Source organism: Kaistella faecalis, from assembly GCF_019195395.1.
Taxonomy (GTDB): Bacteria; Bacteroidota; Bacteroidia; order Flavobacteriales; family Weeksellaceae; genus Kaistella; species Kaistella faecalis.
Window position 1 is genome coordinate 1,891,987 of record NZ_CP078067.1, and the last position, 24,534, is coordinate 1,916,520.

The 24,534-nt window shown below is 43.0% G+C and carries 14 protein-coding genes; 11 read left to right on the plus strand and 3 right to left on the minus strand.

Features of this window, described 5'->3' with window-relative positions; all coding sequences use genetic code 11:
- The 4 genes from KTV93_RS09005 (at position 1) to KTV93_RS12495 (ending at position 3,945) form a co-directional block, all read left to right on the plus strand.
- Positions 1–1,167 carry a hypothetical protein gene (locus tag KTV93_RS09005; protein WP_218248619.1) on the plus strand — a complete coding sequence of 389 codons (1,167 nt, stop codon included), beginning with the start codon at positions 1–3 and terminating at the stop codon, positions 1,165–1,167.
- On the plus strand, positions 1,164–2,318 hold the full coding sequence (locus KTV93_RS09010) for a CapA family protein (RefSeq protein WP_218248620.1): 1,155 nt from the start codon (positions 1,164–1,166) through the stop codon (positions 2,316–2,318). Before KTV93_RS09005 ends, KTV93_RS09010 begins: the two co-directional genes overlap by 4 nt.
- A gap of 16 nt (positions 2,319–2,334) precedes the next feature.
- A complete protein-coding gene (locus tag KTV93_RS09015) occupies positions 2,335–3,735 on the plus strand; it encodes a phenylacetate--CoA ligase family protein (RefSeq protein ID WP_218248621.1) in 1,401 nt (466 codons plus the stop codon).
- Between the two features lie 81 nt (positions 3,736–3,816).
- Positions 3,817–3,945 (plus strand): hypothetical protein, encoded by a 129-nt coding sequence (locus tag KTV93_RS12495; protein WP_256118539.1) that lies wholly within the window; start codon positions 3,817–3,819, stop codon positions 3,943–3,945.
- 381 nt (positions 3,946–4,326) lie between these two features.
- Here the strand turns inward: KTV93_RS12495 and KTV93_RS09020 are convergent, their stop codons facing one another.
- Positions 4,327–4,770: an endonuclease domain-containing protein gene (locus tag KTV93_RS09020; protein ID WP_230259143.1), complete on the minus strand. Its 444-nt coding sequence runs from the start codon at positions 4,768–4,770 to the stop codon at positions 4,327–4,329.
- A gap of 635 nt (positions 4,771–5,405) precedes the next feature.
- Here KTV93_RS09020 and KTV93_RS09025 point away from each other — a divergent pair.
- Both KTV93_RS09025 and KTV93_RS09030 read left to right on the plus strand, forming a co-directional pair.
- Positions 5,406–6,533, plus strand: a complete 1,128-nt coding sequence (locus KTV93_RS09025; RefSeq protein WP_218248622.1) for a hypothetical protein — start codon at positions 5,406–5,408, stop codon at positions 6,531–6,533.
- Positions 6,534–7,563: 1,030 nt separating this feature from the next.
- Positions 7,564–8,718: a glycosyltransferase family 4 protein gene (locus KTV93_RS09030; protein ID WP_218248623.1), complete on the plus strand. Its 1,155-nt coding sequence runs from the start codon at positions 7,564–7,566 to the stop codon at positions 8,716–8,718.
- 836 nt (positions 8,719–9,554) lie between these two features.
- Here the strand turns inward: KTV93_RS09030 and KTV93_RS09035 are convergent.
- The gene (locus KTV93_RS09035; protein ID WP_218248624.1) at positions 9,555–9,941 is read right to left on the minus strand and encodes an HU family DNA-binding protein; all 387 of its coding nucleotides are present in this window, start codon (positions 9,939–9,941) and stop codon (positions 9,555–9,557) included.
- A gap of 247 nt (positions 9,942–10,188) precedes the next feature.
- Between KTV93_RS09035 and KTV93_RS09040 the strand changes: the two genes are divergently transcribed.
- Both KTV93_RS09040 and KTV93_RS09045 read left to right on the plus strand, forming a co-directional pair.
- Entirely contained in the window at positions 10,189–10,998 is an 810-nt protein-coding gene (locus KTV93_RS09040) for a helix-turn-helix domain-containing protein (protein WP_218248625.1), read from the plus strand.
- Between the two features lie 199 nt (positions 10,999–11,197).
- Positions 11,198–11,494 carry a GIY-YIG nuclease family protein gene (locus KTV93_RS09045; protein ID WP_218248626.1) on the plus strand — a complete coding sequence of 99 codons (297 nt, stop codon included), beginning with the start codon at positions 11,198–11,200 and terminating at the stop codon, positions 11,492–11,494.
- 128 nt (positions 11,495–11,622) lie between these two features.
- Here the strand turns inward: KTV93_RS09045 and lplA are convergent, their stop codons facing one another.
- Positions 11,623–12,606 carry a lipoate--protein ligase gene (gene lplA / locus KTV93_RS09050; protein WP_218248627.1) on the minus strand — a complete coding sequence of 328 codons (984 nt, stop codon included), beginning with the start codon at positions 12,604–12,606 and terminating at the stop codon, positions 11,623–11,625.
- Between the two features lie 217 nt (positions 12,607–12,823).
- Between lplA and KTV93_RS09055 the strand changes: the two genes are divergently transcribed.
- The 3 genes from KTV93_RS09055 (at position 12,824) to KTV93_RS09065 (ending at position 24,296) form a co-directional block, all read left to right on the plus strand.
- A complete protein-coding gene (locus KTV93_RS09055) occupies positions 12,824–15,397 on the plus strand; it encodes a T9SS type A sorting domain-containing protein (protein WP_218248628.1) in 2,574 nt (857 codons plus the stop codon).
- Between the two features lie 565 nt (positions 15,398–15,962).
- Entirely contained in the window at positions 15,963–19,223 is a 3,261-nt protein-coding gene (locus tag KTV93_RS09060) for a T9SS type A sorting domain-containing protein (RefSeq protein ID WP_218248629.1), read from the plus strand.
- Between the two features lie 543 nt (positions 19,224–19,766).
- Complete coding sequence (locus KTV93_RS09065) at positions 19,767–24,296, plus strand: GEVED domain-containing protein (protein ID WP_218248630.1); 4,530 nt, start codon at positions 19,767–19,769, stop codon at positions 24,294–24,296.
- Positions 24,297–24,534 lie beyond the last annotated feature (238 nt).

Consider the following 24,534-nt stretch of genomic DNA (forward strand, 5'->3'; position numbering starts at 1 on the left):
ATGCTGCTTCTCGATCTTATCTTTTCGCTCCTCTTTCTGTTGATGACATTCAATCTGAAGAATCTCTATGCTTTTAACGCAGCTGAAAAGAAAATGATCAACTGGGTCTTTGTATTTCACACGGCGGTATGTTTTGCCGCTACGCCTATTTTGTTTTATGGCGGAGACGCCAAGCATTACTGGATGTATCCCAAAACGGAGCCATTCGAGGTGATCTGGGGCCTGGTGGTGGAGACACCCAGGCCTTCGCAAATCATGTTTCTGCTTAATTACTTTCCAAGTAATGTTTTAAAGCTGTCTTTTCTTCCGGGGATGCTGCTTTATTCTTTTATAGGATTTTGGGCATTTCTTCTAATCATGCTCATTGTCAAATCTTTTATTCCTGACCTAAGCAGATTAAAGGACATTACGTTGGCCCGCCTTCCGCTTTATCCTTACATTTTTCTGCTCCCGAATATGCATTTCTGGTCAGTCGGCATTGGTAAGGATTCTTTACTGTTCTTTTCTGTAAGTATTATCCTCTATTCGCTCATGAATGTCAGGAAGCGCTGGTTAGGATTAATGATTGGCGTGGCAGTAGGTTATTATTTGAGGCCTCACGTCCTTCTTTTTTTAGCTGCAGGATATGGCCTTGCCATGATTCTCAGTGCCAAACTCAGTCTTTTTCAGAAAATAGCCTTTGCGGCAGTTGGCTCCGCCATATTTTTCCCGCTGCTGTCAAATGTTCTTGAATTTGCAAAAATCGAAGCATTTACAACGGAACATATTGAAAATTTTTCTTCCGGCAAATCTGCCGCTCTTGCGAAAGCAGGATCGGGCATCGATTTTTCGGAATACCCCTACCTGTTGAAAGTCCTGACCTTTGTTTTTCGGCCCTTCTTTTTTGATATAAACGGGATTCCGGCATTTATTGCCTCGGTAGAGAATCTGATTCAGTTGCTGCTGTTTTATTTTTTCTTCAGGAACAGATCCCTTAAATTTATATTTAAATCGAATATCATCATCCGGGCAAGCTTCTTTTACTTTGTCATCGGGGCATTGGCATTCGCACCGGTCATGAGTAATCTCGGAATTATTATCCGGGAGAAAAATATGCTGATGCCTGCTTTTTTGATTTTTATCCTGGCCGCTGTAAAATACAAATTAATAACAAATACAAATAAGTGAGCAAAATTAAAATTTTAATTTCAGGAGATTTTTGTCCGATAGGTCGTACTGGTCGTTTGTTAAATGAGGGCGCATTTTCCTCAGTATTCAATGGTTTTGAAAAACTGGTTGCGACCGTAGATTATGCGATTGTAAATCTAGAGTGTCCCGTTACCTTATCTGACAGAAAAATTGAAAAGACAGGACCCTGTATTAAAACAGAAAATACAGAAGCTTTACGGGCTTTGCAATTTGCCGGTTTTAACCTTCTAACGTTGGCCAATAACCATATTCTGGATTATGATGAGCAAGGAGTGATTGATACGGTTGAGAATGCGAAAAAATTTGGGTTTGCGACTATTGGTGCGGGAAAGAACATAGAGGAAGCAAAAAAGCCCGTCATCAAAGACTTGAAAGGGATTAAAATCGGCTTTATAAACATTGCTGAAAATGAATTTTGTGCAGCAGATCATAATGCCGCAGGTGCGCACACGCTTGATTTAATTGGTAACCTTAAAGAAATTGCTGACTTAAGGACAAAAGTCGATAAGGTAATTCTAATCTATCATGGTGGAAGAGAGCATTATCAATTGCCATCCCCAAATCAGCGGAAAACTTTCCGTTTTTTAATTGAAAATGGCGTAGATGCAATCGTTGCCCATCATACGCATTGTGTTAGTGGTTTTGAGTACTATGATGGAAAACCGATCGTCTACAGTTTGGGCAATTTCATCTTTGATTATAAAGAAAAATACCAACGAGGAAATTGGACAGAAGGAATGAGTGTCGTCTTACACCTGGAAGATGATTCATTTAAAGTACAAGTTATTCCTCATTTCCAAGGGAGAAAAAGCGACCCGACTTTGCATTTACTGAAAGATAATGACCATAAAATATTTGTTGAGAGAGTAGAAAACCTGAACAGGGTTATTACAGACGATCATCTTTTTAAAAATGAATGGCAGTCGTATCTTGCAAGTCAGGAAAAATTTTACTTATCAAGTCTGTATATAAAGAATATATACATACGATTTTTATTTATTAAAGGAATTTTCCCGATATCCTTATTACGCTCGAAGCATAACAAGTTAATACTTAATCTCATACGATGTGAAGCACATCACGAGATTACCAAAGATATTCTTTCGGCCGCGGCAAAGAAAAATTACTAAATACTCTAAACAGAAGATGGGTAATATTAAAGACATTTTATATAGACATTCTCCGCTTTTCATCAAAGGGATTTTGCTGAATCTAATCGCAAAAAAAAATCATAAGAAAAGGTATACCGTTTCTTATGAGGAGTACCTGAAGGAGTATCTTACTTTATGGCAACAGGACAGAAATACTGTACTTGCTTACCAATCGAAGATGCTGGTCAAATTACTTGCAGAGTGTTATCATTATGTGCCGTACTATCAAAAGGATTTTAAAACTAAAAACATAAGTCTTTCTGATATTCAGAACGACCCCTACGCTGTGTTAAGCCAACTGAGTATATTGAGCAAAGATACGCGAAAGCAAAAAGTGGATGATTTAGTCAATTTGAATCCAAACCGTGCTGTTACTGAAATTGGATTTTCTAGCGGAACTTCAGGCGCACCCACAAAGAATTATTTAGATGATGAAAGTACTGAAAGAGCTTTTGCTTTGTGGTCTAGATTTCATAAAAATATACGGATCGAAAAAGGAGATAAAAACGTAAGATTTTCCGGAAGATTGATTGTTAATCCTCTCAGAAAGAAACCTCCTTTTTGGATATATAACTTTGTCGACAGACAATTATTTATGTCTGCTTATCACTTAAAAGATGAAAATCTAAGATATTATGTGGAAAAACTTAATAAGTTTAAACCCAAATTATTAGATGGCTATCCGTCCGCTTTATATATACTTGCCCGATATATTAATAAAAATGCAGTTAAGCTAAATTTTGTACCAACTGCAATTGCAGGAACAGCTGAAACATTATATGATTATCAACGTATTGAAATAGAAAAAGCGTTTGGTTGCAGAATTTATAATCAGTATGCTTCAAGCGAAGGCAGTCCTTTTATTACCGAATGTCATAATGGGAAACTGCATATTAATGAGGACTCAGGAATTTTCGAATTTCTAAATTATAAAAACGAAGAAGCTAAGCCAGGAGAGTTGGCGAGACTCGTAGTTACAAGTTTTAGAAATTGGAAAACCCCATTGTTACGCTATGACATTCAGGATACTGTTCAAGTGGCTGCCAGGCAGGATCCTTGTGCCTGTGGCTGTAAGATGCACTATGTCGAAAAGATTATAGGTCGTGAAGACGACATTCTTTGGACAGAAGAAAAAGGCTATGTAGGTAGAATGGACACTGCGTACAAAGGTTTAGAGGGGATTGTTAAAAGTCAACTTATCCAGGAAAGAAAGGATCTGCTTGTGGTAAATCAAATCGTTGATGATACATATAACACAAGAATGGATCAGTTATTACGTGATAATCTAAAAGATCGGCTTGGAGAAAATCTGACAATCATAATTAATATTGTAAATGATATTCCTTTAGGGTCTAACGGTAAGTTCAAAGCTGTAGTTCGCAAGTTTAAAATTTAAGTCAGGTTATTTTATTGCGACATCATTAAAGAGATGAAATTTAGAATGATAAAAAATAATATCAAATCTTTTCTATAGTGAATGGATTACTCAGATGTTCCTGCCCGGGATGCTGATCTACCTGATGTGGGTGTTTTCGTACCAGCAGCAGGTGGCAAAGGAGCAGATGCTGGCGTACCGGCAGAAGCTGAGGCAAAGGCCGAAGCCTAAGGAGCAACTGCTAAAGGAATAAGCACTGGGGGGGACCACCCCGTCATCCTCTTGCGCGGCTGACACCCCTGGTTGCTTCCCCGCCTGTGAAGTGTCGCAATGACAGGGAATACGCGGTTTTTCTTTTGTGAGTGAGGTACTGGAAAAGGGAGATTCAGGAATACTTCAGGGGGAGGAGAATGTGCGGTATTTCTTATTTAAGTGGTTTCTAATGATCCGGGTCTGGGTGTTCTTCCGCGTTGTAATTTTATTTCTTCCGGTGTTGACCATATAGATTTCGGCATAGCTGCACAGTACACTCTTATCCTATCCTTTATTAACACTTGGATATTCCCCTCCCCTGGAGGGGTGTCCGTGTGCTTTGCACACGGACGGGGTGGTTCATTCTGCTCCTGACCATTCATCCGGTTCTCTTACTCCATAATGCTCCATGATGAAGTTCTCCAAATCTCTCAGCACAATCTCCATATTCTTCTTAATATCATGATTTGAAATCCGGAATACTTTTACACCGTAACTTTCAAGATCACGCTGTCGCCTTATATCATATTCCTGTTTAAAATCATGACTCCAGCCATCAATTTCAATAGCCAGGCCTAAGCTTTTAACATAAAAATCTACAATATAGTTTCCAATGATTTTCTGCCGGTCAAAATCAATTTGGTGGAATCTTCCGCGGTGCACCTGTTTCCAGAACAGTACTTCACAAAGAATCAAGGCTTTCCTTTTATCCGGAAGCAGGGTTTTAAGTTTCTTATTGTAAGGCAGCATCAGTGGGGGAGTTTTCTTAATGGGGATGCCGCGGATATGGGTGAGGATTTTCACGGTGTTTTTAAAATAAAGATAGGAAATTGTGGAGTGGTGGTAAAATCACCCGACTTGTTTTTACTGCATCTATGACCACCCCGTCATCCGCTGGCGCGGCTGACACCCCTGGTTGCTTCCCCGCCTGTGACGTGTCGCAATGACAGGGAATACGCGGTTTTTCTTTTGTGAATGAGGTACTGGAAAAGGGAGATTCAGGAATACTTCAGGGGGAAGGGAATGTGCGGTATTTCTTATTTAAGTGGTTTCTAATGATCCGGGTCCGGGTGTTTTTCCGCGTTGTAATTTTATTTCTTCCTGTGTTGACAAGATAGATTTCGGCATAGCTGCACAGCACAATCTTATCCTATCCTTTATTAAACACTGGTATATTCCCCTCCCCTGGAGGGGTGTCCGTGTGCCTTGCACACGGACGGGGTGGTTATTTTCTGCCCGTGCACAGTGGTTCTTTCCGGAAGTGTCCGTTTTTTATATTTTGAAAGAGGTTTTGTAAACAGGGATTTTGGATCTTCCGCAGCTGATTAAACCACCCCGTCATCCGCTGGCGCGGCTGACACCCCTCCAAGGGAGGGGAATACGCGGTTTTTCTATTTGAGAATGGACTGTAAATAACTTCAGTTAATTTTTCCTGTGGAATGCCGTCCTCCAAACAAAAATCTTCCTATTTTTACGGAAGCATGAAAATCCTCCACCGTATTTTTCCGTTTCTGCTGTTGGTATATCACCTCGTGTTCGCTTGGATAGGCTTTCGGTATATCCTGACCAACGGTGGGGATGCGCAACGTTACTGGTTTCTCGGACAGGATCTTGCCCATGCTTCCTGGAGTGATTTTCTGAAACCCGGCACTGATGTGGTGAAGTTTCTTACTTTTCCGCTCGTGAAGTTTTTTCACCTGCCGTTCTGGAGCGGCTTCCTGCTCTTCAGTCTGATCAGTTTTGCCGGCGCGCTGATTCTTTACCGGACCTTAATGCGAATCGCCGGAAGTAACGTAAAATTACAGGTTCTGGCGATGGTGCTGATGCTGCTTCCCAATCTCCACTTCTGGACTTCCCTTATCGGAAAGGAAGCGCTGATCCTGATTCCGCTTACGGTTTTCTGTGCTGAACTCAGCCGGAAGAGGTATTTCAGTGTACTGCTCATCATTTCAGTGCTGGCGGTGGCCGTCATCCGTCCGCATGTGGCGTTTGTCCTGGCCCTGACTTATGTCCTTGCACTTCTTCTGACCTTCCCGCTGTCTTTAAAAAGAAAAGCAATGGTATTGGGGGGACTCGCTGTCCTGACCGCTCTTTTTGCCTGGCTCCTCACCAGTCTTCAGGATTTCAGTGGCGGGTTTCAAAGGGTGTTTCAGAAATATGAAGCCCATATCCGGCATTTCAAAACGACAGACGGCTATGTACCGCTGGACGCCTATCCGCTGCCGGCGAAACTGTTTACTTTTTACTTCAGACCCCAGCCTGTGGAACGCAGCGGTCTCTTTTATCACGTGGTCAGCACCGAAAACCTTGTACTGCTGCTTATTGCCGGATTCGCTCTGTGGTATGGCCTCCGATATTTCGCGGAACTCCGCAGTCGCCTTCTTTTTGTTTTCCCTCTGCTCTTCATGACGGCTCTAGGGCTGATGTATGTTTATGCCTACGCGAATTACGGCATTATCATGAGGACCAGGGTGATGGCAATGCCGTTTTTTGCGGCCCTGCTGGTGGAGGTTTTTGGAGTTGCTGTAAATGAGGCAGGTGCTTCGAAAAGAGGTCCCCGGCAGTAGCGGATTGCAGTCAGGTTTATTACGTAAGGTGTTGATTGCTAAATCTATTTCTGTTCTTTTGCCTTGATGCAAAAGAACGAAAAAATCAAGACTGGATCTTTTTGCCTCATTGTGTTTATATTTTTAATGGAATCGGCGATGCGCCCATGGCGGATTGCTAAAAAAGTCTACATTCCGCTAAAAGATTTAAACTTGCGCGGAAAGACTCTTGTTTTCTCAAATGAAATTATTGCCGCGCTTCGGACAAAAAATCTTTGCCTCATCCTCTCTATTGACTTATTGGAATCGGCGAACCACACCTTCGGCGGGTTTGTTAACGCTTCATTCCAACTTTTTCTTAACGCAAAAATCTCCTAAGTCATCAACATCCTAAGTCATCTGGGAGTCTCGAATCTCACAGGGGCGACGCCGGGACGGTGCAATAATGAAGAAGGGGTGTCTGTACATGCGTCTCTTACAGAGTGACAAAGGGCTGTGGTTAGAGGGTAGGAGTAGCAAGGAAGTGAGGGGTCTCTTTCGAAGAGTGTTGGATGAGTAATGAGTGATGGGTATTGGATGGAAGATGGAAGATGGAAGATGGAAGATGGAAGATGGGTGAGGGATGCTGGAAGATGGGTGCTGGAAGATGGATGCTGGAAGATGGAAGATTGATGCTGGAAGATGGAAGATTGGACATGGAAGATGGAGGTTGGATGTAAGAGGCAAGAAGCCAGAAGCTAAAGACACGATGCTTGATGCTGGGTTAATTTGAGGTTCTGCAAAATATTCCGCCTGGGTTTCCGTTATCAGGGTGATGAACAAATGGAATTTATTTTATAGTTTCCAGTGTTAAAATGACTGAATTTTATCCCGTTATTGGTATAATTTATGTAATATTGCGGAGGAAAAAAAATCTTAAAATCTTAGGGGGATAGTAAGATTTATTTGAACCGAAAATGCTGTAAACAGCTTTGATGTTGTGAAAAAATTAGTGAGAATAACAACGGTACCCGTGTCGCTGGACAAGCTGCTCGGGAACCAGCTCCACTTCATGAATGAACATTATGAGGTCACCGCCGTATCGTCAGACCGCGACAGTCTGAGTAAGATCGCGGAGAAGTATGGAATCGGGCACCATCATATTGAAATGACCCGTAAAGTCACCCCCTTCAAAGACTTAAAATCCTTCTGGCAGGTCTATAAATTCCTCAGAGCCCACCGCCCTGAAATCGTGCATACGCATACGCCTAAAGCCGGACTTATCGGCATGGCTGCGGCCTTCTTCGCCGGAGTGCCGGTGCGCATGCATACCGTAGCCGGACTGCCCCTGCTGCAGGCTAAAGGACTGAAAAAACAGGTGCTCAAGATCGCGGAAAGAACCACGTATTCATTTGCCAACGGCGTTTACCCCAATTCCTTCAACATGGAAAAAATCATCGGGGATTACGGGTTCTGCAGTGCAGGCAAGATGAAAGTTATCGGCAACGGAAGTTCCAACGGCATCGACCTCCATCATTTTAATCCGGAACACTATCCGGAGGAAGAAATCAAAAAAATCAAAACGTCGCTCGGCATCTCAGAAAACGATTTTACTTTCGTATTTGTCGGAAGGCTCGTAAAAGACAAAGGAATCAACGAACTGGTGGCCGCATTCTCTGACCTCTCCAAAAAACACAGCGGACCTTTCAGGCTGCTGCTGGTAGGGAACTACGAGGAAAAACTCGATCCCCTGCTGCCGGAAACCCTTGAGGAAATTGCAGAAAATCCAAATATCATCAGTACGGGATTTCAGGAAGATGTAAGACCTTACTTTGCGGTTAGTGATGCATTGGCATTCCCGAGCTACCGCGAAGGCTTCCCCAACGTGGTGCTTCAGGCCGCTGCTATGAACCTGCCGTGTATCGTAACCAACATCAACGGCTGCAACGAGATCATCGCCGACGCGGTGAACGGCCTGCTCATTCCGGTAAAGGATGAGTCCGCGCTCGGAAAGGCCATGGAGCGTATGTATCTTGACAGGTCGCTTTACACCAAACTGCAGTCCAACGCCCGAAACAGTATCGAAGGCCGCTTTACCCAAACCCTTCTCTGGTCCCAAATCCGTGAGGAGTATGACCGCCGCTGGCTGCTTTCAGGCGGTTCCGAAAGCCGTACCAAAAAGCTTTCGCGAAGTATTCTTGATAAGGCCTCTTCGTTTCTTTCTTAACAGAAACAGAAGGGGTGATTATTTGTGCTGTAACCACCCCGTCATCCGCTCCCGCGGCTGACACCCCTCCAATGGAGGGGAATACGCGGTTTTTCTTATGTAAGGTAGATTTTATTAAGTCAGTACCTGGCATTTTACCACACTGTAATTTTATTCCTTCCGGCGTTTATAAGAGAGATTTCGGCATAGTTGCACAGTACAATTTTATCCCATCGTTTATTAAACACCGCGATATTCCCCTCCCCTGGAGGGGTGTCCGTGTGCGTGCACACGGACGGGGTGGTTTTTTCCGTTAATACGCGGTTTTTCTTTTTTAACGTGGGTTTTAATAAGTGAGCTCGTGGTTCTTTCCGTAGTGTAATTTTGTGAATTTCCGTGTTGGGAAGAGAGATTGCGGTACATTTCTACACTACAACCTTATCCTATCATTTATTATATAAAGGGCATCCCCTCCCCTGAAGGGATGTCCGTGTGCTTTGCACACGGACGGGGTGGTTAATTTTCCGCCAAAACTGACGTAAAACTGCCCCGAAATTTCAGTTTTTGCCTCCGGAAAAATGTGATTTTGGGCAAAGAAATTACGTATTCGTACCTTAAAGAACCCCTTTTTGCATCATAAAATTGACCTTTTTTACGGTGAAAAACATCCGTAAGAACAAAAAACTGTGCCCATACTGAGGAAAAAATATTTTGTAAGTACGGAAAAATACGTCCGTAGGTACGAAAAAAAATTTCGTCAGTACGAAATTCAGCTAAAAAACGGTAACTTTACCGCACAAAAAAGCCCCGGCTGCAAAACCGGGACTCATTGAAAACCATCTGTTCAGGTCGTGGGGCTACACGTCCTGAACTTTTTTTACCGGGGCGGTGGCCACCGTACGTTTCAACAGGGGAGACGGCGTGAAGAGGATGCGCTTCTTGGTCACGCTCGAGGCGGTGAGTTCATCAGCGGTATCGGCTCCTGTTCCGCTCACTGAAGGGCGAAAGGTTCCCAGATCTCCGAATTTTACGATATATCCGTCCTGCAGATACTTCAGCAGGGATTTCTCCAGACCGAAAAGCACCGCACGGATGTCGACGCTGTTCAGCGTAGAGGCATCCGAAAGTTCTTCGGAAATGGTTCTTACATCGATGACTCCTGTACTTTTCACCAGCGGATAAAACTTCTTCGGATCATCCGGCAGCTGTGGATTGCGTCTTTCGACGGCCTTAAATGTAATCATAACGATCAGTTTTAAAAATTAGAATTAAAAGATTTGAATGCCGGGGCTTTACCATTCGGCCGTGGCGCTTTGTGCTGTAGGATGAACCTGGAATGGTGGTCGGTTCGGCTGCTTTTAGGTCATATTTTTAATAATTAATGTTAAATAATTTGTACAGAAAAGATAAATATGTATCTTTACATCGATACAAATATAATAAAATGTTTTAAATAAAAAACATTTGTGTTGAAAAAAATACAAAATAATAATGAAGCCACCTGAAATAAATACATCAGAAGTAATAAAAAATATACGTTCCGAACTGGGGATGACACAGAATGAATTCGCTACGGCTATGAATATCAGTAGAAGTGCGGTAACACAGTTGGAAAATGGAAATACTAAACCCAGTTTTGCGCTGATGACAACCCTGGTAGAAGATTTCGGAATCGATATGAATGTTTTTTTTAACAGCGAAGCTAAAGTTGGTGAAAAACAGCAAGTTACGGAAAAAGAAATAGAGCGGAAAGTTAAAAAAATTGAAAGTTTCCACAGCAGGTACTATGGCATGTCGTATAATGCTTTGCTTTATGATAAGCTCATAGAGTCGGTTGCTTCATCATATTCCAATAAAGAAGAAGGGAAAGCCTTGATTGGCTTATATAAAATATACCAGTTTGTTCGGGCTTATACTGATATGTTTGAGGCAGATATCCTGGATCCGCTGAAGCGTCATATCCATACGGTGCGGCAGATGAGAAAGGAAAAAGGAGATCGTAAAGAGTTTCTGGATGAAGAATTAAGGGAGAAATTTAATTCCGCGCAGTTGCAACTGGGTAGAATTATGAAAAATGCCTATCATTTTAATGAACATTATGGTGATATTTTCAATAAATTTCTTGAAGATAATCAAGATATTCTTCGATCCGAATATGTGGTGAGTGATACAAGACTGCAGAAAATGATGCTCGCTTCGCAGGAGCGGTACCTTCGTGAATTTATTTTTCTTATTCGGTATGCGGATGATCTGGATCAGTTGGAAGAATATTACGAGGTAGAACACCTGTGGGAAGAATAGACAGTCATTGCGGGAAGCAAAGCGACGAAGCAATCCTTAAGTGAAGGTTCCCATCGTCGAAAGGCGCGCTGTGTTCAACGGATTGCCACGCTCCACTTCGTTCCGCCCGCAATGACGAGTGTACTTTAATTAGGGTTCCGGGTCATTGCGAGGAGCGCAGCGACGAAGCAATCCTTAAGTAATAATTCAGTCATTCAATATGAAACAAGGCTACATTTACATCCTCACCAACAAGAACAACACGACCCTTTACGTGGGCGTAACTTCTCATCTTCCGGAACGGATAATGCAGCATCGGACGAAGAAATACCCTAAAAGTTTTACTGCAAGATACGGCCTGCAAAAACTGGTGTACTGGGAGTCTTTCGCCAGTATTACGGAAGCAATTGCAAGAGAAAAGCAGTTAAAGGGCGGTTCTAGGCAGAAGAAAACTGATCTGATCAACGGGCTCAATCCGGAATGGAATGATTTGTATGATTCGCTGGATCGTGATTAGAGTACGCTGTGTTCAACAGATTGCCACGCTCCACTTCGTTCCGCTCGCAATGACGAACGTACTTTAATTAGGGTTCGGGTCATTGCGAGGAGCGCAGCGACGAAGCAACGCGTTGAACCCGCCCGCCCCTACTTAAACACCTCCATCACTTCCTCAACCGTCACCTTACCAAAGTAGTCGCTTAAATCGACGCTTTCGAGGATGCTGCGCAGTTCCTCTTCCTCATGCTTATGTCCGATGAGCAGGTCTTCAAGCTCTTCAATCGGCTTGGGGGCGAAGAAGTCGCCGAAAATTTTAGCCTTTTCGATGGTTCCCTTAACGACATCGAGGTGGACTTCAATGAATCCTGCAGGCACCTTGATGGCTTTCTGAAAACTGTAATTCGGGGAAAAGCCGAAGTTCCAGTCCCAGGTCTCGTATTTTTCCTGCATCAGTTTTTCGATGCCGGCAATATTGTCTGTGGTGAGTTCATAGCGTTCCGCACCGGGATTGTTGCTGATGATCTCGTCCGTCAGCAAATTTTTGAGTTGCTTCGTGGTCGTGCCTTCCGGAAGATAATGGATGAGGTTGGTCACCCGCGCGCGGTTGGATTTGGTGGCTTTGTCGATAAATTTCAGGGGATTGGCTTTCAGGGCATCGCCCAATACCTCCATTTCTGAGTTGAGCAGGATGGTGCCGTGCTGAATCATTTTCCCGTTTTTGGCAAGTTTCGCATTGCCACTGAACTTTTTTCCATCAACCAACAAATCATTACGCCCTTCGAGAACTGCCGGAACACCGAGACGGTTCAGCAACGAAAGTACCGGTTGGGTAAACTGCGAGAAATCGCCAAAATCGTGATCTGCCAACAGGGTATGAAAAGAGAAGTTGAGGTTCCCCAGATCGTGGTACACCGCACCGCCACCCGACATTCTTCTGACCACCTTAATCTCCTTTTCCTGTACATAATCCAGATTGATTTCAGCCAGGGTATTCTGAAATTTCCCTACAATGATCGAGGGCGCATTCACATACAGCAGGAAAATATCCTCCGTCGGAAAACGACCGAGCAGATACTCTTCGGAAGCAATATTAAAATACGCGTTGGTAGAAGGCGAGTCGATGATAAGCATAGGAAATTTTTTTGCAAAAATAGGGAAAAATGTTGGGTGATATAAGAGGAGGATGGAAGAGGGGTGCTGGGTAATAACAGAGAATGGAGCTGTTTCTCGTAAACACAGCCTATTGAATTATGTGCGCCATAAAAAAGAGTTAAAACACGGTAGCTAAGATTAATTAAATTGCATATATTTGCATGTTAACCTAAGTATCACGCTTAAAATAACTTACATGATGAAAAAAATACTTATTCTTTTATTTTATACCTACTTCTGTACCGCTTACGCTCAGAATATCGGGGATTACCAGTCTAAAGGTACTGGAAATTGGAATGACTATAATACTTGGGAGGTATATAACGGCACAACATGGGTGGCTGTTACAAGTGGATACCCCGGAAAGTCTACTGCTCCGATAGGAACCATACCCGCTGGAAATGCAACAGCTGCCGTGACGATTCAACCCTGTCATGAGGTGACGATGAACACAGGAGCTAAACGAAATAAAGTTAACTCCTATGTCAACATTCAGAAGCTGACAGTTAAGGGCCGCATGAAATTAATTGAAAATAATGATGTTGTTTTTGGAGATGATTTGCAAGAAGTTATAATAGATGGTGGTTCCATTTTTTGGTCAAGTAATCCTACAAATTTATATTTACCACAAAATTGTCTAATAACTTTACTAAATTTAAACTCTACTGCTTGTTCTTTTCCAAAAGGTTTACAGCCCATAGCTAATTGTACAGGTTCGCAGAATTTATATATTGGTGGAACCAAACCCTATAGTTCCTGTAATGGTGAAGGTAATAATACAGGAGGTACCTTTGAAGATGTCAATGAAGCAGGCGGAACTAACTTTGCTGCCTTACCCTTGACTAATCCATCTGCCGTTTGTCTTAGTGATAATAAGCCCATACAATTTAGTGGTTCCATTATAAAATATATACCGGGAGCTGTTGGAACTTTAACATATAAGTGGGAACTTATTAGGGCTCCATCCGGATACTTCTTTCCGCCAAAATTTTCTCAGTCTGTAAATATTGGAACTTTAACTGCGCCTGGGGATTATGAATTTAAATTAACTGTTACGTCAACTTCGCTAAATGTTTCAAATGAAAAGAAATTTGTAATTTCAGTAGATGGTACTACATCTTATAATGGAGTGCTTTGGGATAATGGGATACCTTCAGAAGGAAACCACCGCCATGCGGTGATCAACAGTCCCTATGTAACAGCGGACCAAGGAGCATTCTCTGCCTGCAGCTGTACGGTAAACGCCGGGCAGAAATTAACGGTCTCCGCTGATACGACGGTGAATTTGGTAGGAAAACTTACCAATAACGGCACTGCAGAGAATGTAGTCATTGAATCCGACGGAAACTTAATCCAGAAACTGAATGTTTCGAACACCGATGCTGTGACGGTACAGCGTTATGTGACGGATATGGATAATGTTCTGGCAACGCAGATGGATTATATTTACTGGAGTGCTCCGGTAAGCGGCCAGAAACTCAGGGGAACTGCTGCGGAAGGCGGTTTCTCCCCCGGAACGCCAACAAACCGTTTCTTCGAATACAATGAATCGAATGATTATTTCGTTTCAACCTCAGATGTCACTTTTAAGGCGGGCAAAGGTTATGCAATCCGGGCAGAAGACGGGTTTGACAATGGTTATAATAAAACCTATGAGTTCAAAGGGGTACCGAATAACGGGGATGTGCCGATTTTAATAAAACGGTCGGTCAATACAGGCGTTGGCGGAACCGTCATCCATGGGTATAATCTGGTCGGGAATCCTTATCCTTCCAATATTGATTTCGATGTTCTGTATGCGAACAACTCCGGATTGATTTACAATACGGCATGGTTCTGGAACAATACGTATTACACCCCCAACCAACAGGGAAGCAGCTACAGCGGCAACAATTACGCAGTTTACAACGGTACCGGCGGGAATAACGCTCCGAGTACTGGAGGTACGGCGGCTGCGTCCAGTATTATTAAAGCAGGTCAGGGATTTCTGGTTCAGGTGAGAACTGCTCCCGGAACTTCAGGGAATCTGAATTTTAAAAACAGCTATAACGGTCAAAACCTGAGGGTAAGTACGGGCGGAGCTTTTTATCAGAAAGGAGGTGGAGAGAAAAACCGCTTCTGGCTGAATCTGGTTTCACCCAACGGCATTGCCAACAGCCAGCTTATCGGTTATGTTGAGGGGGCCACCTACGGCTACGAGCAGGATTACGATGCGGAAATTTTGGAACTCAGTTCCGACATTTTCTATTCCCAGTCGGGTGACCGGAAGCTCCTTATTCAGGGTAAAGGCGCTTTTACCGATAGCGATAAAGTTTTGCTCGGGGCCAATTTCTTCAGTGAAGGCTCTTACATGATCACCTTGCAGCAGGCGGAAGGAATTTTTGCGGGAGATCAGGAAATCTGGCTGAAAGATCATGAAACGGGTAGCACGGTGAATCTCAGCAAAGAGAAGAATTACAGGTTTAAAGCGAAAAAAGGCGAAAGCAGCGGCCGTTTTGAAATCCTCTATCAGAATTTAGGGTCTGTTGTAGCTCCGCAGGAGAGTCCGCGTGAAAGCCTCACGGTTTATAAGGACGGAGATCATTTTGTTGTAAAAGCCACGGAACAAATTAGTTCGGTAGAAATTTACGATGCTGCAGGCAAACTGCTGTCGCGCACGGAGTCCTCCATGAGCCAGGCTAGGGTCAATGCCGCTCAGCTGAACCCGGGAGTCTATATCCTGAGGATTACTCATAACGGTAAAGTAAGTACCAGGAAAATACTTAAGTAAAACCTACTCAATATAATCAACCTCAGACCTTCGCGGTCTGGGGTTTTGTTTTTCTTTTTGTACCGGTCGGCTCTTCAATACATCTGGTTTTTGAGTATAGAGTGAATTCCATGGCTCCACTTTAAAGCCGCTGGCGGAAATGTCAGGAAAGTGTGATATTTTATACAGCCGTGAAATCATCATGAAGACACCGGGTTCTCGTCAGTCTTTAAACAGTGGAATTTATTTCCTAAAAATCAAACATAACAGACGCATGACGGTGAATAAGACAGAAGACGTAAAACGGTGATCATGCAGTCGTCCCAAAGCGTCTTGAGACGGGGACTTTTTATACATGGCTTTGCTTTTGCGCACGCACCGGCAGCTGCCGTTTTAGCCCTATCTGTACCTGTTTGGTCATGGTTTTTCCGGTTTTACTTTTACACTAAACGCATATTGGTCACCATCATCGCCCGGACAACAATTGCCCAAGCAAACAAAAAAGCCTATTTTTGCTATATCCTGCATTTTTAAGGTTGTTACGGTCTATATCATGCGGCATTATTTTTTAACACAATTTTATCCTATGAAAAAACATTTACTTCCTTTAAGAAACATTTTCCCGCTGCTGCTTTTACTGCTGATGTCTGCGGGTTTGACCGGACAGACTACGTTAGTAAATTTTCCATTTACAAACAGTTTATCACCAGATACTGTGAATATGACTTCTACCCCTACCTTGTCATATTCTAACCCGCCAGTACAGTATTACAATGAGATGTTAGAATATAAAGCAGTTGGACATTTTGTAGAAATTTCTGCTGATCTTTCAGGTAGATCAGGTGTTTCAGTATCTTTTTATGGAATTGCAGACTTATCACGTTTCTCACTTGCTGCGCAAGTTAGGGTAGAAACTAATACAGGTGCAGGTTCACAGTTTGTGGAGAGTGATACTTTTACGATTACTGAGACCGGAAGAACTTTTTCTGTATTATTACCAGCTGCAGCGATGAAATCCGATCTTAAGGTAAGGTTAACAGTTGATAATGGATTATGGGGAAATGATAAAGTCCGTATCGATAATCTGAGATTAGTCTCCGGTTCACCCAGTATAAGAATATCTTCAGATACCAATGTCTATATACCCCATCTTTCTCCTGCTTCACTGGCGCTTAATACAGATTTTGGAACAAGGCAGACTGCTGACGCAGCGCTCACCAGAACTTTTCGTGTTAGGAATTATTTAGGGGAACCAAATTCAATATTAAATATTTCAAATATACTTGTTTCCGGAGCAAATCCGGGGGACTTTACCGTTACTCCAAATTCGTTGTCAAATATAGCGGTTACAACCAGTACAAATGGTAATACTACCACTTATAAGACGTTTAATATCAGTTTTTTACCACTGGCTGACGGATTGCGGACCGCAGAAATTACGGTCTATTCTAATGCTGCTCTTAGCCCCTATACTTTTACGGTTGTTGGAACGGGAGCAAGTTGCACACTGGTCGCAGGTACTTTTGCTCAAAATACAATTGCACCTGGACAGCAGTCCCTTTTGGGTGATTATAATGCTTCAGTAGATCTAATCGGTGGCGCAGCAAATCCAGCAAATTCTAATACGCTCAATACCCGTCTTTATCCAAATGGTGATCTTTATTCAAGTGCGTCTACATCCTGGTATGTTAGAAATGCAACAAAAACAGTAGAATTTGGGGGGGCAAGTGGCTTAGATATAAGCAATCAGAAGAATGTTAGCATCACTTTTAAAGTAGCTGCGTTCACCACGACAGATGGAAATTGGGGAGTACTAAATAGTGATAATGGCTTAAATAATGAATCATCTGTTACCTTGTCTGTTCAAAATCCCGATAACAGTTGGTCGACGGAAATGAAACTAAATGGATCCGCAAATTCAATAACATATTTACGCTATAATTTTTCAGATAGTGGAATTTTTTCCAGTACTTTCACCGGAGCTAATCCGACGGTATCACAAAGTAATACACCATCAACGAAATACAGTAATATTACGCTCAATATTCCTGCTTCTGCCAATATTTCCAACTTAAAGTTTAGGATCACTGCAAATACAAACGGAAATAACAGGTTATGGCTCATTGATGATGTAAAGATACTTACCAGCAACTCAGTGTATAAAACTTTTACCACTGCTAATGTTTGGTCTCCCTCCGCACCTACCCAGTATGAGAAAGCGGTAATTGAAGGAAGTTATCTGCATTCGGGGAATGTTTCAATTTGTGAATGTGAAGTGATGGAGGGCGGATTACTTACAATACCTGAAAACACTTCGGTCACGGTAAGGGGTAAAGTTATCAACCACGGAAACGGTGACAATTTTATAGTTCAAACCGGCGGTAACCTCATCCAGATTGAAGATGAAGCCGTTAACACCGGTAGTATTACCGCTGAAAGAGAAGTAAAGGATATGGACAATGTGCTTACAGGTGCCAACGCTCAAATGGATTATGTGTACTGGAGTGCTCCGGTAGCCGGACAAAAACTGAGGGGCACCGCAGCAGAGGGTGGTTTTTCACCAGGTACGGTCTCCAACCGATTCTTTCAGTACAATGAAGTGAATGATTATTTCGTTTCAACCCCGGATGTGGCCTTTAAACCAGGAAAGGGATATGCCATCCAGGCAGAAACATCTGCCGGCTATACACCCAATCCGGTGGGCTATACCAAGACTTATAAATTCAAAGGGGTTCCCAATAACGGCGTAATCCCGGTTGATGTGCAGCGTTCCCCGAACAGCGGAACTGTGGAACATGGCTATAACCTGATCGGAAACCCGTATCCGAGTAACATGTCTTTTCCTCAGTTTCAGGCCCTGAACAGTTCGGTGATTCATAACACCGCCTGGTTCTGGACCAACAATAATTTTGAGTATTACCAGGCCGGATCCAGCTATTCGCAGAATAATTATGCGGTGTGGAACGGAACAGGAGGGGTACAAGCAACAGCAGCGGCTGACAGTAACCCATCAAATCCCAACAATAATACAACAGTTCCCACGGGAATCGTTGCGGTAGGTCAGGCGTTTATCGTTCAGGTGAAAACTCCGGGGATGAATCAACAATTGAAATTCCAGAACAGAAACGGTACAACCCCTATACGCGTCAATACTGCGGGCACGTTCTTTAATAAAGGCAGTGAGGAAAAAGACCGCTTCTGGGTGAAGCTGATTTCGCCAGATGATTTGGTCAACAGCCAGCTGATCGGTTATATCGACGGGGCAACCCACGGTTACGAGCAGGATTACGATGCTGAAATCATGTCGATGACTTCCGATGTCTTTTATTCCCTTCTTGAAAACCGCAAACTGCAGATCCAGGGGAAAGGAGCGTTTGAAACCACCGACAAGGTGCAGCTGGGTGCGAATATCTTTAAAAACGGAACCTATACCATCGCCCTCGAAAACCCTGAAGGCAGATTCGGTACAGGGCAGAAGATTTACTTAAAAGACCACCTGCTGAACAGATGGATTGACCTTACTTCCCAATCTTACACCTTCGAGGCCACCAAAGGGATTACCGAAGGCCGTTTCGAGATTGTGTATGAGGCACCGACGGTTCTTGCGACCGACAGTGTGATAAAAGATGAGCTTCAGGTGTATCGCGATAGCGGGGCTTTTGTGGTGAAAGCGAATTCTAAAAAAATTACCATGCTGGAAGTGTATGATGCCAGCGGCCGGTTAGTTTATACCGCAAGACCGAACGATACCAAAGTGGTGATTGATGGAGACCGTCTGAACAGCGGTGTCTATATTCTTAAAATTAATCAGGACGGTGTTGTTACAGGAAAGAAAATCCTGAAATAGACATTTTTTTTCAAGCTATAGAAAATCCCAAACTTAGAAGGTTTGGGATTTTTTGTGTCATCTACACGTGAAATGAGAGCCGTTACATTCTTGTCCGTAGATGATCAGGTTTTGCGCTGTCTCACTAAACGAAAAACGTAAAGACTTATTTTTCTTAATATGATATATTTATGTTACCAATTGGATTAGTATATATTCATTAAAAAAAATAATGATTAGTTATTGATTATTTAGTTAAATTTGATAGATGGTAAGAAATATTTATTTATCAATCTCAATACAAGTGTTATGAAAACAAATTCTATTTTCTTTGTTAAAATATGGAGTGTATTCTTATTTTGTAGTTTTCTTTTTTGTTACAGTATTTCATTTGCACAAATACCTGAAAAAAAAATTCAGCAAGAAGATTTTCTTTCTCATACCCGGCAATTAAATACAGGTGTCAGCGAAAGCCGTCTCCTGTCAGAAGTCTATAAAGAGAAGAGCCAAGTTCAGTACCAACTGTCTGGGGCAAACCCTTCTTCCGAAGATGGAGTCTCTCCCATGGAAAAATTAGGGACAAAGAACGAAGATGTTTCAAAAAGAGATGCCTTTTCCAGACATTATAAGAACGCTGACGGAAGTTATACCGCCTTGATTGGAGCAGGTCCAATCCATTACAAAAAAAATGGAAAATGGGAGAATATTGATACCAAGGTTAATAAAGAGACTATTGGAAATTATGCATATTCCAATAAAACGAATTTAATGGAATCCTATTTCGGAGCAACTTCCACCCAAGGGGTCTTGTCTAAAACCAGTGAAGGTGAAGTAAAAGAATTTCTGAATACCAAAATGTATTGGGAATTCAAGGGCCAGAAATTAGGCGAGATTAACGCATCTGATGTTCCTGCCAAAATCAGTGGTGATAAACTGTTTTATGATAAATTATATGGCAATATCAGTGCTGAGTACAAGGTATTGATCGGAAAACGGAAATTGAACTATATTATTCCCAATAAGGAAGCCTTGGGTGATATCCCTCTGAAAGCTGATTATCTGGTCTTTTCAGAAGACCTTTTTCTTCCCAAAGGTTGGACGTCTACAATCAATGAAAAAGGCGATCTGGAAATTAGAAACATCCAGAACAAGACCACTTTTATTTACGCGAAACCTACGGTTTCAGAAAAGTATGGAACTGAAGAATTATCACTTCCTAATCGGGATGCAGCAGAATTTAAGGTGGAACAAAATGGGCAATACCTGACGTATGTTTTAAAAGTGAAAACTTCATGGCTACTGGATGAAAGCCGCGTTTTTCCTTTAGCTATTGATCCAACGGTTTATCCTAATAATGCCTTAGGCTGGACAGGCTGGGCTACTTCAAGTGGAGGCAATAATGATGATGTAATTGCCGGATATTATTCTGATGGTTATTCAATGGCTGGATTTATGAGGTTTAACTTAAGTGGAATACCTGATAATTCTCTCGTCACTTCAGTGAGTTCCAATTTATATTATAACGGTAGAAATGGGACTTTAAATGGAAGAAGAATGGCCATTACAGATATCAATGCTGATCCCCTTACAACTCCACTTTATGCTGATATATGGAGTAGTTTAAGCCAGTATATTTCGTTAGATTATGTTACGTGGAATAATTCTAATCAAAATAACCCATCCTGGATGGCAAATAATTTTAGTACAGAAGGGGTCGCATATGTTCAGGATGCTTTATCTAAGGATTTCGTGACTGTCGCTGCCTATCCGTATCAGGCAAATACTTGGGCTGTAAATAATTACGCATGGTTTGCGGGATATAGCAATCTTAACAAGCCCCAATTGATTATTAATTACAATGCTGTACCTGTGTGTAATACACCTTCTTCGACTTCTAACACTTATTTCATCAGCAACGTAACCTTTAAACCGTCGCTTATTGCTCAAACAAGCTCAGGAAATACGGGTTACGCAGCAACGGGGTACTCGAATTCTGCCACCAATATGGCTACACAAATCCCTGGGGGAGTTATTAATGTAGAAGTTAGCAATAATGCAGTTTCCAACTTTACCAAAGCCTGGGTAGACTGGAATAAAAATGGAATTTTTGATTCCACTGAGAAAGTGTATGACTCAGGTGGAATACTTGCTCCTAATTTAATTTTTGGGTTTGTGGTTCCTGCTGGGACTGTTCCCGGGACTTATAAAATCAGGATAAGGAATTTTCAAAATTCGCCTTATTATCTTGCCTGCGGTGGATTGGCAAACGGTGAAGCCGAGGAGTATACTTTTACCGTCATTGCAGATTGTGTAGCTAAAATTACTTCGGTATCAGTCCCTCAAACTTGTGGGGCAGGCCCCGTTTCACTTACTGCCACGGGAGTTTCGGCGGCTTCTTATCAATGGTATTCTTCTGAATTCGGCGCCAGCGCCATCGCGGGCGCGACAGGTGCTGCCTATACCACTCCTTCCTTAGCGGTGGGAACGTATACTTATTATGTTACGGCAAAAAGCAGTGGCGGCTGCGAGTCGGTGTACAGAACCCCTGTAAAAGTGGTGGTAAGTCCGGTACCTGTCATTCAGTTTACTCAAACTTCACCGGATATCTGTGGCAGTGTTTCTTCATTGTCCGTTAGCTCTTCCGGCGATAAAGAAGAGGTCACGCTATTTTCCGATCCATTCAATACCATGAACAATTTCGACAATATCGTGGCAGGAAATAATAATGTGAATGCTTACTGGCAGGTAAGACCGAGTCCGTATGTTCCCACATCGCCACCATACAATGTCAATAAGCCCGCACTTTCATCGGGTTTTACAGGGGGTAACTTTGTATCGATCAATACTGATGTACGGCAAAACACCAACGTTATTAATCATCTTCAGATGAAAAATAACATGAATTCTACCGGGTATCAAAATCTGAAGGTAGATTTTGATCTCTATTATTTCTCAATGATTGACAATAATAATACTCAGGGGTATGTTTTAGTAGAATACTCCACAAATGGGGGAGGCGCCTGGACTACGTTAACTACTTATCTTACCGATCAGGGCACGAGTCCGAGCAAGTGGGATACTAAAACGATTGTTTTGCCGGCAGCAGTTCTGAACCAAACCCAGCTGAAATTGCGTTTTACGACGATGGCCTATGGGGGAATTTCCGGGTCGTCAAGTTTGTGGGTAGGAAATATTGTGGCCATCGATAACCTGAGAATCTATGGCGATAAACCGCTGAGTACCAATTTCAGTTGGGCGGGGTCCAATGTCTCTATTTTTGATGCTGACTGCGTTACGCCTTATTCCGGAGCAGGCACTACAGTTTGTGTAAAACCTAGTTCTACCGAACTGGAAAATAATGCGATTTTTACAGTGAACGCCACGGCGACATTATCAAATGGCTGTTCGGCAGTAGGAACTTTCACAGTGCCTAACAATTCCAAAACCTGGGATACCGCCTCCACCGACTGGAATACCACGAACTGGAAACCCAGTACCTCCGTGCCCGATGCAACCAAATGCGTCATCATCAAAACACCGGTAAATATTCCTGTTTCTAACAGCGGTCTGGCCAAAAACGTAACAGTGCAGTCTGGCGGCAAACTAGAAATTGCGGGTAACCTTACCGTGACCGATTTTATTAAAAACGAGACCGGAAACGCTGATAACTTCGTGGTGAAAAGTGACGGGAATTTAATTCAGATCAATCCGATTACCAATACGGATCCGATCAGGGCTGAACGCGATGTTACGGATATGGACAATGTACTGGCCACTCAGATGGACTATATCTACTGGAGTGCTCCGGTGGCCGGACAGGTTCTCCGGGGAGCTGCGGGTTTCTCCCCAGGAACGCCAACAAACCGTTTCTTTGAGTACAATGAATCGACTGATTATTTCGTTTCAACACCCGACGCCGCTTTCACCCCCGGTAAAGGTTATGCCATCCGGGCAGAAGACGGATATGCCAACGGGTACAACAAAACTTATGTATTCCGCGGCGTGCCGAACAACGGGGATGTCCCCATTTCGATAAAACGGTCAGCGGATGTGGGAACACTCCAACATGGATTCAATCTTATCGGAAATCCTTATCCTTCCAATATCGATTTCACCAAACTTTACGCGAACAATGCAGGGCTTATATTCAATACCGCTTATTTCTGGACCAATACAACGTATACCCAGTATCAGCAGGGATCATCGTATGCCGGCAATAATTATGCGGTGTTCAGCGGCACGGGAGGTAATCCGCCTACAGGAAGTTCTTACCAGACTGCTCCCAACGGAATTGTGAAGGTGGGGCAGTCTTTTATGATTCAGAAAAGAAATGTCTCTGGACCGGAACCTTTGGTATTCAAAAACTCTTACGGTGCTGGTCAGGATCTGAGGGTCACAACCGCCGGAACGTTTTATCAGAAAGGCGCTGGTGACAGAGACCGGTTCTGGGTGCAGCTGGTGTCTCCGGCAAATCTTACCAATACCCAGCTGATCGGGTATGTGGAAGGGGCGAGTTCCGGTTTTGAACAGGATTACGACGTGGAGATTATGGGGTTAAGTTCTGATATTTTCTACTCGAAAGCGGACGATAAGCAGCTGCTGATTCAGGGAAAAGGCCTTTTTAATGTTGCGGATAAGGTGGCGTTGGGTGCCAGTTTCTTCAGTGCCGGAAATTATACCATCCGTCTGGATCATGCGGAAGGCGTTTTCGCGAGCGGGCAACCGGTTTACCTTAAGGACAAAGCGACAGGGGTCATCACCGATCTGAGTCAGGGAAGCTATACTTTTGCAGCGGGCAAAGGAGTCAGCGACGGCAGGTTTGAAATCATCTATACCCCTGAAACCATTCTGAGCACAGACGGTTCTGCGAAAGATGATCTTGTGGTGTACAGAGACCGTGATGATTTTGTGATTAAATCACATGGCATGAAGATGACGGGTCTGGAAGTGTACGATGGTGCCGGCAGGCTTATCTTCAGCAGTAAACCCAACCAAACTGAAACGCGTATCCCGGGTACTGCACTTGGCAACGGAATGTATCTGCTGAAAGTAGACCGTAACAATACCATGACTGCCAAAAAGATCCTTAAATAAGCATCAATAACCCGAATTTAAGTAAAGACCTGAATCATTTCAGGTCTTTTTTATGATATCAATCATCACAGGGGCTATTGTTGATTGGTGCGGGCATGTAACCACTGCCGGGGCTCCGCTTCATAAAAAAAAACAGGACCGTGTTTTTTTTATGTTAAATATCCGCAATTTATTAATAGTTTTGCCGGGGCAAAAAAAAGGAGCAGCGGCCGGTAACCCGCGCGGTTACTGCCGATGT